Raw genomic sequence first — 14,795 nt, 5'->3', positions numbered from 1 at the left:
ATAAGGTGCACCTAGTGCAGAACGTGGACAATTAGAAATGTTTGGATGGATCCATGCGTTGATGAAGAATACGCGCCACATTAATGCCTTCATCACTTACTTGATAGAACACAATATGCTTTTCTACAGGAAAGCTTTTTGCTCCATGATAAACATCATCTCTTTCTCGACCAAAATCTGGATATTGAGCTAGTTTCGTTAATGCGGATTCAATGGTTTGGGCATACATCTTTGCCTGCAGACTTCCCCAAGCCTCAATCGTTGTTGATATTATTTTAAATAGATCATTTTCGGCTAGAGGGGATAGTTTATAGCTCGGCGTTGTCATTATTGTTCGCTGACTTACTAGCTACCGAGTGAGAAGCTTGTTCAAATATATCCATTACACTGCTATTTGATGATTCGCCAGCAGCTAGCTGCTCGAAGCCCTTAGCGACTTCTTCGCGTAATATTTTCAGTTGCTGGTCTTTAGCAACGTCTTTTTCAAATAACAGCCTCAGACCATCACGGATCACTTCACTTGCGGAGGTATACAGACCATCAGATACTTTCTCTGTGATCCTTCTTTCAAACTCTTTACCTAACGTAATATTCATCACTAACACTCCAATCATTGATGCTCATATTATGCTTACGATATGCACCTGATTCAAGTTTTCGTAGAATAAAGCGGCTAGTAAATATGTATTCTTTGGCAACGAAGTCGCTGCTGTTGTCTTTATCTCGTCTCAACTTTTCCCGAGCATCGCAGGCTAATGTTGGGTCTTCTAAGCGAAGCGCATGCTTTGGCTTTTTCACGACTCCAATTTTCCATATTTTTTTTCGGCTTGTCAGATGTCCAGACATGGACGTCTGGACAAGGCGAAGTGCTTTACATGGATGTTTCCTTTCGCCGCTCTGACATGAAAGTCGATTCAAAATATGGATCAACAAATTGGTTGGAGTGCGGCCTTTCTTGCTTACTTCTTTCGGCTGTTGGAAAGAAGTGAGGCGAGCCGAGGGACGCGGTTTGAAAATACGTCATGGATGACGTGGGCGAAGCCCATAAGGTGCGCTTTGCGCATAGTGTGCGCAGCACATAAAGTGCACGTAGTGCATAAAGTGGCTGAAAGCCATAAGTAAGCAACGCGCATAAATCAAAGACAATAAAAAACCCGCCGAAGCGGGTTTTCTAAGATTTCAAAGCGGAGCTTTGAGAAACACGATTTACATCATGCCGCCCATTCCACCCATACCACCCATGCCGCCCATATCAGGCATTGCAGGTGCATCATCTTTCGGTGCTTCGGCGATCATCGCTTCAGTTGTGATCATCAAGCTTGCGATTGATGCTGCGAACTGTAGTGCAGAACGCGTTACTTTAGTTGGGTCAAGGATACCCATCTCTAGCATATCGCCGTATGTGTCGTTACCAGCGTTGTAACCGTAGTTGTCAGCGCCATTTTTAACAGCGTTTGTGACGACTGATGCTTCTGCACCGGCGTTAGCGGCGATTTGACGCATTGGCGATTCCATTGCGCGAAGTAGCAATTTAATGCCGTGTGTTTGGTCTTCGTTGTCGCCTTGAAGGTCAACAATTTTAGACGCGGCACGTACTAGTGCAACACCACCACCGGCAACTACGCCTTCTTCAACCGCTGCGCGAGTTGCGTGTAGTGCATCTTCAACGCGGTCTTTCTTCTCTTTCATTTCAACTTCAGTGGCTGCGCCAACTTTGATAACCGCAACACCGCCAGCTAGTTTAGCTAGACGTTCTTGAAGCTTCTCTTTGTCGTAGTCTGAGCTTGATTCTTCGATTTGAGCGCGTATTTGAGCAACACGGCCTTGGATCGCTTCTTCTTCGCCAGCACCGTCAACCACTGTGGTGTTGTCTTTGTTGATAACAACACGCTTAGCTGTGCCTAAATCCTCTAGGGTCACTTTTTCAAGCTCTAGACCGATTTCTTCAGAAATCACAGTACCGCCTGTTAAGGTGGCAAGATCTTGAAGCATGGCTTTACGACGGTCACCGAAACCTGGTGCTTTAACAGCAGCCACTTTAACGATACCGCGCATGTTGTTCACAACTAGCGTAGCAAGTGCTTCACCTTCAACGTCTTCAGCGATGATTAACAAAGGCTTAGAGGCTTTTGCTACTGCTTCAAGAGTCGGTAGTAATTCACGGATGTTAGATACTTTTTTGTCAACCAATAGGATGAACGGGCTGTCTAGTTCTACAGTACCGTTTTCTTGGTTGTTCATGAAGTATGGAGATAGGTAACCACGGTCGAACTGCATACCTTCTACCACTTCTAGTTCGTTTTGTAGAGACTGGCCTTCTTCAACTGTGATAACGCCTTCTTTGCCTACTTTGTCCATTGCTTCAGCGATAAGGTCGCCTACTTCAGTGTCAGAGTTAGCAGAGATAGTACCTACTTGGGCAATCGCTTTGCTGTCTGCACATGGAACTGAAAGGGTTTTAAGCTGTTCAACCGCAGCAATAACGGCTTTGTCGATACCGCGCTTAAGATCCATTGGGTTCATACCTGCTGCAACGGCTTTTAGGCCTTCAGTCACGATAGACTGTGCAAGTACGGTTGCGGTAGTTGTTCCGTCACCAGCTTCGTCATTGGCTTTAGAAGCAACTTCTTTCACCATTTGTGCGCCCATGTTTTCGAATTTATCTTCTAATTCGATTTCTTTGGCTACTGATACACCATCTTTAGTGATGGTAGGTGCGCCGAATGACTTGTCTAACACTACGTTACGGCCTTTAGGACCTAGGGTAACTTTTACTGCGTTAGCTAGAATGTTAACGCCTGCTAGCATTTTTACGCGAGCGTCATCAGAAAAACGTACTTCTTTTGCTGCCATGATATTAATTCCTCTAAATTTGGTTAACGGTTGATTATTCGACTACTGCTAGGATGTCGTTTTCGCTAAGGATCAATACTTCTTCGCCGTCTAGCTTCTCTGTTTTCACGCCGTAACCGTCATTAAAAATAACGATGTCGCCGATTTTAACGTCAACAGCTTTCACTTCGCCGTTATCAAGTGTGCGACCATTGCCGACAGCGATAACTTCACCGCGAGTTGATTTTTCTGCTGCTGAGCCCGTTAATACGATGCCGCCGGCAGATTTGCTTTCTTGTTCGTGACGCTTAACGATAACGCGATCGTTTAAAGGACGAATTGCCATTTTCAAATCTCCTGAAAATTCCAATGTTAATAAAGGTTTAAGTTGCCGATTACTCGGACGGTTAAAATGAGCATGGTTTTCACCTTACTCAGAAATTTGTTCTGCGGTCATAAATGGGGTTAGGGGAAATTATCTCAAGTTAAATCGTCAAAAATTTCGTGTTTTTTTACGAAAAGTGCATTTTTTTTTCATTTACCACGGTCTTGCTACTTAGCCCGCTAAGATTCATCGGCATTTTGATGGGCTGATGCTTGCGCCTACATGCCTTTATCTTTGTGAATGCGACCGAATGATTGACTGGCTTTAAGGATGTGTTTTTGGTTGTTGCGCTTGAATATCAGCAAAGCAAGACCAATCTAATGGTTATTAAACGGCAACACGCTACTGTGTTTTGCTGAGCAATTAGGAGTTAAATTATGGCTACCCCCCTTAAAATAGATATCGTTTCTGACGTGTCGTGCCCATGGTGCATCATAGGTTATAAAGCCTTGGATGAAGCACTAGGCAAACTTGACGGTAAAGTTGCAGCGGATATCACTTGGCAGCCGTTCGAATTGAATCCGAACATGCCCCCAGAGGGCCAAGAAATTGTTGAGCATATCACCGAGAAATACGGCATCAGTGTTGAACAAAGTGAGCAGAACCGCGAAATGATTAAGCAGCGCGGCCTAGATGTGGGTTACGAGTTTGGTAATCGAGGCGGTGGTCGTATTTACAATACTTTCGATGCGCACAGGTTGTTGCACTGGGCAGAAGAGGCAGGCAAACAAACAGAGCTTAAGTTGGCCTTGTTCGATTTGTACTTCAAAGAAAGTGGTGACCCAAGTAACCACGAGCAATTGCTCGCTGTGGTTGAGCGAGTTGGGCTTGATAAAGCCGCTGCCCAAGAAGTATTGACCTCGGGTAAGTACACCCAAGAGGTGCGCGAAGCTCAGCACTTATACCAATCTAACGGGATTAGTTCAGTTCCTGCGGTTATCGTGAACAACAAACATTTGATCAGTGGCGGTCAGCCTGCTTCCGTGTTTGAGCAAGCATTAACGCAGATTGCCCAAGAAGTGGAAGCCGAGAATGTGAGCGCTTAAATCCCGCCATTCGAGATTGCTGTGTCGATACGTCGTTAATAGATAAGTAAGTATTTGATAAATCAGCAATAAAGAAAAAGGAGCCTAGGCTCCTTTTTTGTTGAGTGCTTTTCTAACGATAACGACAAAGGTATCGACTAAGGTAACGATCAAGGTTGCCGCAGCTGCCTATTTACTATCCCAAGCGGTTTTATACAGCGCGATGATTTCATCTTTACTTGCCAAGCGTGGGTTGTTGTTCGGCGAGCCCGAGGCAAGGGCTTGTTCAGCCATTAACGCCAAGGTGTTATTGAACATATCTTTTTGTACGCCAAACTCTGCTAACGTTGGAACCTTCAATGTCGTATTAATAAGCCTGAGTTGGCTAAGCAGTGCTTGGTGCGCTTGGTTTTCATCTGCAAAGTCATTCACCAATCCCATATACAGTGCGCACTGGGCATAGCGTGTAGGGGCGCTGCTGATGGAGTATTCCGTGACGGTGGGCAGCAACATGGCGTTACTTAGCCCATGGGGGACATGAAAATGCACCCCCAATGGGCGGCTCATACCATGCACTAAGGCAACAGAGGCGTTTGAAAAGGCGACACCAGCAAGGGTAGCCCCGAGCATAACGGCTTCCCGGGCTTGCAAATCTGTCGGGTCTTGGCAGGTGCGCAGTAAATTCTGCCCAATGAGTTTCATGGCGGCGATGGCCTGCTGATCGCTAAACAGATTCGCTTTGCGACTCACGTACGCTTCTATTGCATGGGTGAGGGCATCAATGCCTGTATCAGCAGCGATGCGCATGGGCAAGCTCAGGGTGAGTTCGTAATCCACTATGGCAGCCATGGGCATCAAGCCTGGCCCCATGCATAGCATTTTCTCGTCTGTGCTGGCATCGGTAATTATGGTGGCTTGGGTCGCTTCTGAGCCGGTGCCTGCGGTGGTAGGAATAGCAATCACTGGCATGCTACGCATATGAACCGTGCGGGGCATTTTGTAATCGCGCATGGTGCCGCCGTGGGTCGCTAATAATGCAATCGCTTTGGCAGTATCAATGGCGCTGCCGCCCCCTAATGCTAGCAAGCAATCGTACCTTCCCTGACGAACCAAATGGACTGCAGGCAGGATGGAATCTTCACTTGGCTCAGCCATGGTCTCGCTAAATAGGCCGTAATCTATGTTTTGCGCTTTTAGTAAGGTAGTGATCTTATCGATATAGCCAAGGGTGACCATAGTGGCGTCGGTGATGATGCACGGGTATTGGCAGCCAAGGCTTTCAAGGGTCGCGGGTAGAGCGTTAATGGCGCCTGCGCCAATTTGCATGATGTTGGGTAGAGTAATCGTGGTCGTCATAGCGCTAATACCTCAATAAGTCATGTGTTTACGCTAACCCATGATCATCAGTAGCGCCATATACAAATATTGTATTGGGTATTTTTTAGGCTAATGGACTAAGTGTGAGTTTTACTGATAAGTGGCAAAGTGGATAGGGCATCGCACTGTGCCCAAATGACGAAAAAGAGCGACAAAAAAAGGAGCCTAAGCTCCTTTTTATTCAGTGTGATATGTCAGTAGACTTGGGGGTGCTTACACGCCCATGTAGTCGAGCATACCTTCTGCGGCTTCGCGGCCTTCGAAAATAGCAGTAACGACTAGATCAGAGCCTCGCACCATATCGCCACCAGAGAATATCTTAGGATTAGACGTTTGAAATGCATACTTTCCTTTAGCAGGAGCGCGTACACGACCCTTTTCATCCAGGATAATACCGTAGTCACCAAACCAGCCCGCAGGGCTAGGCTGAAACCCAAACGCGATAATGACTGCGTCAGCTTCAATGACATGTTCTGAGCCTTCGATGACAACAGGACGACGACGGCCTTCTGCATCCGGCTCGCCCATTTCGGTTTTCACGCAGCGTACGCCACACGCATTACCATTGGCATCTAGTTCGATATCCAGAGGTTGTACGTTAAAGGTGAATTCAACGCCTTCTTCTTTGGCGTTAACTACTTCACGGCGTGAACCAGGCATGCTGTCTTCATCACGACGATAGGCACAGATAACATCTGTGGCACCTTGGCGAATGGATGTACGTACGCAATCCATGGTGGTATCACCACCGCCTAACACCACGACCTTTTTGCCTTTCATATCAACGAATTCATCCGCTGATTTTTCAAACTTAAGGTGACGGTTAATGTTGGCAATCAAGAAGGGCAGGGCTTCGTAAACACCCGGTGCGCCTTCATTCGCAAAACCACCTTGCATTGGCTTGTACGTCCCCATGCCTAAGAACACGGAATCGTATTCATCAAGCAAGGTTTGAAAGTCGATGTCTTTGCCGATTTCAGTATTGAGTACAAACTCGACGCCCATTTCAGTGAAAATTTCACGACGACGGGTGATCACGTCTTTCTCAAGCTTAAAGGCCGGAATACCAAAGGTCAGCAAGCCGCCGATTTCTGGGTATTTGTCATACACAACGGGTTTGACGCCATTACGTACTAGAATATCCGCACAGGCAAGGCCAGCAGGCCCTGCACCGACAATGGCGACTTTCTTGTTGGTGGCTACAACACCTGACATGTCAGGACGCCAGCCCATCTGAAAGGCGGTATCAGTAATGTATTTTTCAATACTGCCAATGGTGACGGCACCAAAGTCATCGTTTAAGGTACACGCGCCTTCACATAAACGGTCTTGTGGACAAACACGGCCACAGACTTCAGGCAAACTGTTGGTTTTGTGAGAAAGCTCAGCCGCTTCTAAAATTTTCCCTTGGTTGGCTAATTCAAGCCACTGAGGGATAAAGTTATGCACTGGGCATTTCCATTCACAATACGGGTTACCGCAATCTAAACAGCGGTCAGCTTGACCCTCTGTTTGCGATTGGGTCAAAGGCTGATAGATTTCAGCGAATTCTGCTTTACGAACAACGATCGGCTTTTTCGGCGGGTCGATACGTTCTACGTCAACAAATTGGTATACGTTTTTAGACATATGATTCTCGTCCTGCTACTTATTGGGCCTGAATGCTAAGTTCTGATGATGAGCGACTAATGTGCCCCAACAGATTTTTCACATTACTGGTCTTAGGCTTAATTAAGCGGAATTTAGACAACACTTCATTGAAGTTGTTGAGTAAGCCCATGGCGTACTCGCTGCCTGTTTCTTCGTAGTGTTGATTGATGAGGCCACGCAAGTGCTCAGACAAAATAACCTTGTCTTCAATGCCCATAATCTCCACTAGTTCAGGGTTGATACGATGTTCAATATCGTCTAATTCATCCAGAATGTAGGCAAAACCACCTGTCATACCGGCACCAAAGTTCACGCCAACGGCGCCAAGGACCGCAACAATACCGCCTGTCATGTATTCACACGCGTTGTCGCCTGTACCTTCTACAACCGCGACAGCACCTGAGTTACGGACACCGAAGCGCTCACCTGCACGTCCCGCAGCGAACAATTTGCCGCCTGTTGCACCGTACAAACAAGTGTTACCCATTATCGCGCTCACATGTGGGTCAAAGCTGATGTTGGTTGGGTTACTGATAACCAATTTACCGCCTGTCATGCCTTTGCCTACATAATCGTTGGCATCGCCCACTAGATGCATTTCAAGGCCACCCGCGTTCCATACACCAAAGCTTTGACCGACTGTACCGGTAAGCTGAATGTGAATAGGCGCGTCGTGCATGCCTTGGTTGCCATGTACTTTAGCAATAGCACCAGAGAGCATGGCACCCACTGAACGGTCAGTGTTGCGAACGTTGTACTTTAACGATGCACCGCGCAATGAAGCGACTGCACCTTGAGCGTCATTTAAAATTTGTACGTTCAAGTCGCCTTTATCCAGAGGGTTATTGGCAATTTCTGAACAGAACAACTTGGTATGCGTACCCGCTTTTGGCTTAGCCAAAATAGGGCTTAAGTCCAAATGGCTTTGCTTGGCGGTTACACCAGGCAGTATTTCAAGCAATTCCGTACGCCCAATCAAGTCATCAAGCTTGGTTACACCAATAGATGCCATGATTTCACGCACTTCTTCGGCAATAAACTTGAAGTAGTTCATTACCATTTCGGGTAAACCAATGAAGTAGTTTTCCCGTAGTTTTTCGTCTTGAGTTGCTACGCCTGTCGCACAGTTGTTCAGGTGGCAAATTCTTAGGTATTTACACCCTAACGCCACCATTGGGCCGGTACCAAAGCCGAAGCTTTCAGCCCCCAAGATGGCGCCTTTTATTACATCTAGACCGGTTTTAAGGCCGCCGTCAGTTTGTACGCGTACTTTATGGCGTAAACCGTTTTCAACCAGCGCTTGTTGGGTTTCAGCAAGGCCAAGCTCAAACGGACTACCAGCATACTTAACAGACGTCAGTGGGCTTGCACCTGTGCCGCCGTCATAACCTGAAATGGTAATCAAATCGGCATAGGCTTTAGCAACACCGGTTGCGATGGTTCCCACGCCCGGCTCAGATACTAATTTCACTGAAATTTGCGCAGTCGGGTTAACTTGTTTCAAGTCAAAAATTAACTGAGCTAAATCTTCGATAGAGTAAATATCGTGATGAGGCGGCGGTGAAATAAGCGTCACGCCTGGCACGGCAAAGCGTAGCTCAGCGATGTAGCTGTTGACCTTGTCACCCGGTAACTGACCACCTTCACCTGGCTTAGCACCTTGGGCGACTTTGATTTGAATCACTTCAGCATTGACTAAGTAATGCGGTGTGACCCCAAAGCGACCGGATGCAACTTGCTTGATTTTGGAGTTTTTCTCAGTGTTGAAACGCGCTGGATCTTCACCGCCCTCACCTGAGTTTGATTTGCCACCTAAGCGGTTCATCGCAATCGCCAAGGCTTCGTGAGCCTCAGGGCTCAGTGCACCGATAGACATAGCAGCGGTATCGAAACGCTTGAATAAGTTTTCAGCCGGTTCAACTTCGCTAATATCAATTGCTGGACTTTGCGCTTTAAGGGCAAGCAAATCACGGAAGTGACTGGGGGAGCGTTCATTCACCAGTGTACTAAACACGCGATAATCGTCGTACTTACCACTGACAACCGCTTTTTGTAAGCTGGTGACAACGTCTGGGTTGTAAGCGTGATACTCACCGCCATGCACGTATTTTAATAAACCACCGTGATCGACAGGCTTGCGTTTTAACCACGCCACACGGCTTAAGTTAATTTGGTCTTGTTCGAAGTCTTCAAAACCAGCGCCTTGTAAACGACTTGGTACGCCTTGGAAGCACATCTTGGTAACGTCAGCATTGATACCAATGGCTTCGAATAACTTTGAGCTACGGTAGCTGGCAATGGTGCTGATCCCCATTTTAGACATGATCTTGTACAGACCTTTATTGATGCCTTTACGGTAGTTCAACACGCCTTGCATAGCGCTGACGCCAAGTTCACCTTTATCTGCCATTTGCTCGATAGATTCATACGCTAAGAACGGATAAATCGCAGTAGCACCTAAACCTAGTAATACGGCAAAGTGGTGTGGGTCACGAGCCGATGCGGTTTCAACGACTATGTTGGCGTCACAACGAAGTGATTTGTCGATTAAGCGACGTTGCACCGCACCAACAGCCATGGCTGCAGGGATGGTTAAGCGGTTCGCTTTAACATTGCGATCAGACAAGATAACAAACGCAGCACGTTTAGTTTTGACCAAATATTCGACTTCATTACAAATTCGAGAGATGGCTTTTTTCAGACCTTCTTCTGGCTTGTAGTTTAGGTCAACCACTTCAGAATAATAATGCTCAGCATTGTATTCGCGCAGTTGCTTTAAATCGGTATAAATTAATACGGGTGAGTCAAACAATACACGATGAGCGTAACCTGAGGTTTCACTAAAGACGTTTTGTTCACGGCCAATACACGTGGCTAACGACATAACGTGATTTTCACGTAATGGATCGATAGGCGGGTTAGTGACCTGGGCAAATTGCTGACGGAAATAATCGTAAATGGTGCGCTGTTTTGACGAAAGCACGGCCATTGGGGTGTCATCACCCATTGACCCCACCGCTTCTTGACCATCTTTCGCAAGCACTTTAACAATTTGCTGAAGCTCTTCGTAGCTGTAGGCGAACAGCTTGTGGTACGTGGCCATCATGTTGTCGTCAAACACACGTTGACCAATCAATGACGCATCGCATTGCTCCACAGGCGTTAAGCGACGAATGTTTTCGTCGATCCATTCGCGATAAGGATGGCGGCTTTTGAGCTCTTCATCAATTTCGTTAGAACGCCAAATTTTGCCGTTGTAGGTATCAACCGCCAGCATTTCACCTGGGCCTACACGGCCTTTCTCGACCACGTCTTCAGGTTTGTAATCCCATATACCAATTTCAGAGGCAAGTGTGATTAAACCATCTTTGGTGATGACATAACGTGCAGGACGCAGACCGTTACGGTCCAAGTTACAGGCAACGTGACGACCATTGGTCAACACGATACCGGCGGGGCCGTCCCATGGCTCCATGTGCATGGAGTTAAACTCGTAAAACGCGCGTAACTCGTCGTCCATGGTGCTGTTGTTTTGATATGCAGGTGGCACAAGTAAGCGCATAGCGCGGAATAAATCCATACCGCCAGCGAGGAACAGCTCAAGCATGTTATCTAATGAAGACGAATCTGAGCCTTCAGTATTCACAAAGGGGGCTGCATCGGCTAAATCAGGCAACAAGGGGGTAACGAATTTGCTGCTTCGGGCTTGCGCCCAATCACGGTTACCACGAATAGTGTTAATTTCACCATTATGAGCTAAGAAGCGGAAAGGCTGTGCCAATGGCCACTTAGGCAAAGTATTAGTGGAGAAGCGTTGGTGGAATACACAAATCGCCGATTGCATGCGCTCATCTGCCAAGTCTAAATAGAACTTTGGCAAATCTTTCGGCATAACAAGGCCTTTATACACAGTCACAAGCGTGGATAAGCAAGCGATGTAAAATTCGCTGTCTTCGCTCATGCGCTTTTCAGCGCGTCGACGTGCCATAAATAAGCGGCGTTCTAAGTCTCGTTTGCGCCATCCAGAAGGCGCATTAACAAAAACGTGCTCAATTTGTGGAACACCTGAAGCGGCTAAATCACCTAGTACAGAGTGATCTGTCGGGACCACACGCCAGCCAGCAACGCTCAATGTTTCGCGTTCTAGCTCTTCGTTCAAAATTTCACGGCCACGGGCCGCTAAGGTGTCGTCCTGATTGAGGAAAATAACCCCTACACCGTATTTTTTACTTAATTTCCAACCGTTTTCAGCGGCTATTTCTTTAAAGAACGCATCCGGTTTTTGAAGTAGCAAGCCGCAACCATCCCCGGTCTTACCGTCGGCGGCGATACCACCACGGTGCTGCATGCGATCCAATCCTTCAATTGCAGTGATGACAAGCTTGTGGCTGGCTTCGCCTTGGGTATGGGCGATTAGACCAAATCCACAGTTGTCTTTGGAATCATTAGGATTATATAAACTCATTGACGTAACTCCTTCAACCGACGACTGGTCAGGGTTGTGTTTTAGGTTGCTGCTGTATTTTTCTATAGCGCTCACGGGTAAACTTTGGCACACAAAAAAAGTGGCCTAATTGCGCCATGTCACGCTATGTATTCTTGTCGTTTTTATTATTGGGGATACCAGTCGAGTATCGAATATTTATACTAAGCAGGCCGTACAAAATACCGAGTTAAAATATATAAATCAATTGAGAAGTGCGAACTTGCTTGAAAAATCCTTACATTAAGTTGGGTGTTACTTATTAACTTCATGTTAAACAGTAGGTTAAGCCTATTCCATTTACTTGGTTATATCCTATGAAATAAAGGTAGTGTTTGCTGTAAAGTGTTAATAAATAGTTAATTTAAGCCTCCGCAAACACCCAGTTCTCCATTGCTATGAGAATAATTATCCAAAAAAACTGCATAAAAAGTACGCGTATCGATGTGGGAACACTGCTAGAACCTGCCAACAGCGGTGAGATATCTCATTTACACACAGAATAAGCCTACATGGATTGCCATCGGCCACCAACGATTATCAGTTGACCCTGTGGTCGAACTTGCTAGCATGTCGCGCTTACAGCCTTACATTCAGATTTGAGAGCGATACATGCAGCGAGAAGAATCAGTAGAACCTTGGGCCCTTCGATTCGCCCAGTTTATCAACCGTTTTGGCACCCTGCGTGTCAGCGTACTGTTCGTTATTCTGACCCTAGTGTTTACCATGACCGGTACGTACTTTTTGCGCATTTACATCATTGGTGATGTAAAGCTCGAAGACTTTATGAGTGCGATTATTCTGACCATAGTCAGTGCGCCATGGGTGTTATTTTTCTTCAGTGAGTTGGTTAAGCAGCTTGAGCGCTCCAGAGAGCACCTATCGGACGCTGTGACACAACTTGAACGGCTTCGCGAAGAAGATATTTTGCTTAGCCGAGAGCTACAAAACAATATTAAACAGCTAAATTACGAAATTGAGCAACGTAAAAATGCGCAAGAAGAACGTGAAAATGTATTTGTAGAACTAGAGAATGAAATTAAAGACAGGGCTGAAAAAGAAGAACAGGCTCTGCGTTTATCGACGTTATTACGTTCCATTATCGATGCCTCGCCTGATTTAATTTACTACCGCAATGAAGAAGGACAATTTGCCGGTTGCAACCGCGTCGCCGAGCAAATGACCGGACTAACTGAAGCTGAATTAATTGGTTTAACGCCGCACGAGGTGTGGGAAGAAGAGTTGGCTCGCCAAGTGGCGGCGAGTGACCAAGAAGTCTTAGAGAACGATGTCAGTATTACCGAAGAGATTTGGCTGCGCTTCGCCGATGGTCGCCGTGGGTATTTTGAAATGCGCAAGGTACCTTTTTATGACAAAGACAATAAACGCTTGGGATTATTAGCGTTTGGACGTGATATTACTGAGCGTAAACAAGCTGAGAATATTGTGGCTAAGGCGAGTAAAGATAAAACTAAATTTATCGCCACGATCAGTCATGAATTGCGTACGCCGTTAAATGGCATCGTCGGTTTAAGTCGCATGCTGCGTGACACCAAACTGGATAAAGAACAATTTGCTTGGGTCAGTACGATTTATGCCAGCGGTATTACGTTAGGTAACATTTTCAACGACATTATTGATATTGACCGCATGGGACGTGACAAGCTTGAGCTGTCTTTAAAAACCGTATCTATCAAAGATTTTACAGAAGAATTAAGCAGCATTATTAAGTTACTTGCGGCAGATAAAGGCCTTGCTTTTGATACCGAGATAAGAGAGCCGCTTCCTGATTTTGTCGAAGTTGATGGCACCCGGTTACGTCAAATTCTGTGGAACTTACTGTTCAATGCGGTCAAGTTCACGCAAAAAGGCAAGGTCAGCCTGAGTGTGGAAGCGCAAACCTCAGGCGATGGTATCAGCCATGTGACATTCCGTGTGGGCGATACCGGCGTGGGTATTCCGCAAACTGAGCTCGATAAAATATTCGCCATGTATTACCAAGTGAACTTGCCTGAGCATCAAAGTGCCACGGGCACAGGGATAGGTTTGGCTATCTGTCAGCAAATGGTCTCGCTGATGAACGGTGAAATTAAAGTCAGCAGTGAAATAGGTAAAGGTACGTGCTTCTCGGTGGAGTTACCCTTGCCCATTAGTAATCGTCCGATGCAAGTGGAAGAGTTGCAAGTACGTGGCCTGAATATCTTGTTGGTAGAGGATATAGAGCTCAATGTAATGGTTGCAAAAGCGCTTTTAGAAAAACTTGATCAGCATGTCGATGTGGCGATGACAGGTGGCGAAGCGATTAAAATGGTACGCGATAAACAATATGATTTGATTTTGCTTGATATTCAACTACCAGACATGACGGGCTTTGATGTCGCAGCTACGTTGCATGAAGAAAGCTTGGTGGAGCAAACCAGTATCGTCGCTTTGACAGCGAATGTGATTAAGCGCCGTCAAGAATACCTTGATAGCGGTATGGATGATGTTATTGCTAAGCCGGTTAAAAAGAGCCGAATCATTGAAGTCTTTAATTCACTCTTTAGTGAACAGCCGTATGAGTCCCACAAACCCAAAGATGAAGAATCTGATAAAGAGTTAGACGCAATATTGGATTTGGATTTACTGCAAATGTTAGTGGATACCATTGGCCATGAAATGGTTAGCACCAGTGTTAAAGTGTTCGAAGAGAATATGCCTGTTTATTTAGATATTTTGCAGCTCAGCTTAAGTGCCAGTGAAAAAGATGAAGTGTGCTCCCAAGCCCATAAAATAAAAGGCGCAGCTGGGTCTGTTGGCTTGGCTAGGGTGCAGAAAATTGCCAACCAAATACAGCAGGGCGACCACCCCGCATGGTGGGAAAATGTGCATGATTGGGTTGAAGAGCTGACCTTTGCCGCCGAAGAAGATATGAAAAAACTTGGTGACTGGCTAACTAAGCAAGATATAGACGATTAAGGAAGAGAGCAGCGAAGTTAGGTGAGTCACTTTATTTAAATCGTCTCTATTTGTCTAAACATCCCGTTTTATAGGGCATAAGCAT

At 46.1% G+C, this 14,795-nt stretch carries 10 protein-coding genes; 2 read left to right on the top strand and 8 right to left on the bottom strand.

From position 1 onward, the window contains the following. Nucleotides 1–31: 31 nt before the first annotated feature. The 5 genes from AC0VYA_RS19035 to AC0VYA_RS19015 all read right to left on the bottom strand — a co-directional run bounded on the left by AC0VYA_RS19035 (nucleotide 32) and on the right by AC0VYA_RS19015 (nucleotide 3,178). Nucleotides 32–328 (bottom strand): type II toxin-antitoxin system RelE/ParE family toxin, encoded by a 297-nt coding sequence (locus AC0VYA_RS19035; RefSeq protein WP_475489306.1) that lies wholly within the window; start codon nucleotides 326–328, stop codon nucleotides 32–34. After that, complete coding sequence (locus AC0VYA_RS19030) at nucleotides 309–596, bottom strand: type II toxin-antitoxin system ParD family antitoxin (protein ID WP_475489305.1); 288 nt, start codon at nucleotides 594–596, stop codon at nucleotides 309–311. The genes AC0VYA_RS19035 and AC0VYA_RS19030 overlap by 20 nt, the downstream gene beginning before the upstream one ends. Beyond that, nucleotides 577–798: a hypothetical protein gene (locus tag AC0VYA_RS19025; protein ID WP_475489304.1), complete on the bottom strand. Its 222-nt coding sequence runs from the start codon at nucleotides 796–798 to the stop codon at nucleotides 577–579. The genes AC0VYA_RS19030 and AC0VYA_RS19025 overlap by 20 nt, the downstream gene beginning before the upstream one ends. 408 nt (nucleotides 799–1,206) lie before the next feature. Further along, nucleotides 1,207–2,853, bottom strand: a complete 1,647-nt coding sequence (groL, locus tag AC0VYA_RS19020) for a chaperonin GroEL (protein ID WP_473476282.1) — start codon at nucleotides 2,851–2,853, stop codon at nucleotides 1,207–1,209. 34 nt (nucleotides 2,854–2,887) lie between these two features. Then, on the bottom strand, nucleotides 2,888–3,178 hold the full coding sequence (locus AC0VYA_RS19015) for a co-chaperone GroES (RefSeq protein WP_006991724.1): 291 nt from the start codon (nucleotides 3,176–3,178) through the stop codon (nucleotides 2,888–2,890). A gap of 416 nt (nucleotides 3,179–3,594) precedes the next feature. Between AC0VYA_RS19015 and AC0VYA_RS19010 the strand changes: the two genes are divergently transcribed. Further along, complete coding sequence (locus AC0VYA_RS19010; RefSeq protein WP_011576466.1) at nucleotides 3,595–4,263, top strand: DsbA family oxidoreductase; 669 nt, start codon at nucleotides 3,595–3,597, stop codon at nucleotides 4,261–4,263. Between the two features lie 168 nt (nucleotides 4,264–4,431). Here the strand turns inward: AC0VYA_RS19010 and AC0VYA_RS19005 are convergent, their stop codons facing one another. The 3 genes from AC0VYA_RS19005 to gltB all read right to left on the bottom strand — a co-directional run bounded on the left by AC0VYA_RS19005 (nucleotide 4,432) and on the right by gltB (nucleotide 11,734). Continuing rightward, nucleotides 4,432–5,598 carry an iron-containing alcohol dehydrogenase gene (locus tag AC0VYA_RS19005; protein WP_475489303.1) on the bottom strand — a complete coding sequence of 389 codons (1,167 nt, stop codon included), beginning with the start codon at nucleotides 5,596–5,598 and terminating at the stop codon, nucleotides 4,432–4,434. Between the two features lie 234 nt (nucleotides 5,599–5,832). After that, nucleotides 5,833–7,248 carry an FAD-dependent oxidoreductase gene (locus AC0VYA_RS19000; protein WP_011576464.1) on the bottom strand — a complete coding sequence of 472 codons (1,416 nt, stop codon included), beginning with the start codon at nucleotides 7,246–7,248 and terminating at the stop codon, nucleotides 5,833–5,835. A 19-nt stretch (nucleotides 7,249–7,267) separates the two neighbouring features. Further along, entirely contained in the window at nucleotides 7,268–11,734 is a 4,467-nt protein-coding gene (gltB, locus tag AC0VYA_RS18995; RefSeq protein ID WP_473476273.1) for a glutamate synthase large subunit, read from the bottom strand. 630 nt (nucleotides 11,735–12,364) lie between these two features. On the opposite strand from gltB, the gene arcB reads away from it, so the two are divergent. Then, a complete protein-coding gene (arcB, locus tag AC0VYA_RS18990; protein WP_475489302.1) occupies nucleotides 12,365–14,710 on the top strand; it encodes an aerobic respiration two-component sensor histidine kinase ArcB in 2,346 nt (781 codons plus the stop codon). Nucleotides 14,711–14,795 lie beyond the last annotated feature (85 nt).

This window comes from Paraglaciecola sp. QJM3NY_14, from assembly GCF_056173245.1.
The sequence above is the reverse complement of the archived record's forward strand: the minus strand, read 5'-3'. Positions and strand labels throughout refer to the sequence as shown.

Coding starts and splice junctions, on each gene's coding strand:
- AC0VYA_RS19005 (WP_475489303.1), bottom strand. CDS start 5,598: ATGACGACCACGATTACTCTACCCAACATCATGCAAATTGGCGCAGGC.
- arcB (WP_475489302.1), top strand. CDS start 12,365: ATGCAGCGAGAAGAATCAGTAGAACCTTGGGCCCTTCGATTCGCCCAG.
- AC0VYA_RS19010 (WP_011576466.1), top strand. CDS start 3,595: ATGGCTACCCCCCTTAAAATAGATATCGTTTCTGACGTGTCGTGCCCA.
- gltB (WP_473476273.1), bottom strand. CDS start 11,734: ATGAGTTTATATAATCCTAATGATTCCAAAGACAACTGTGGATTTGGT.
- groL (WP_473476282.1), bottom strand. CDS start 2,853: ATGGCAGCAAAAGAAGTACGTTTTTCTGATGACGCTCGCGTAAAAATG.
- AC0VYA_RS19015 (WP_006991724.1), bottom strand. CDS start 3,178: ATGGCAATTCGTCCTTTAAACGATCGCGTTATCGTTAAGCGTCACGAA.
- AC0VYA_RS19030 (WP_475489305.1), bottom strand. CDS start 596: ATGAATATTACGTTAGGTAAAGAGTTTGAAAGAAGGATCACAGAGAAA.
- AC0VYA_RS19000 (WP_011576464.1), bottom strand. CDS start 7,248: ATGTCTAAAAACGTATACCAATTTGTTGACGTAGAACGTATCGACCCG.
- AC0VYA_RS19035 (WP_475489306.1), bottom strand. CDS start 328: ATGACAACGCCGAGCTATAAACTATCCCCTCTAGCCGAAAATGATCTA.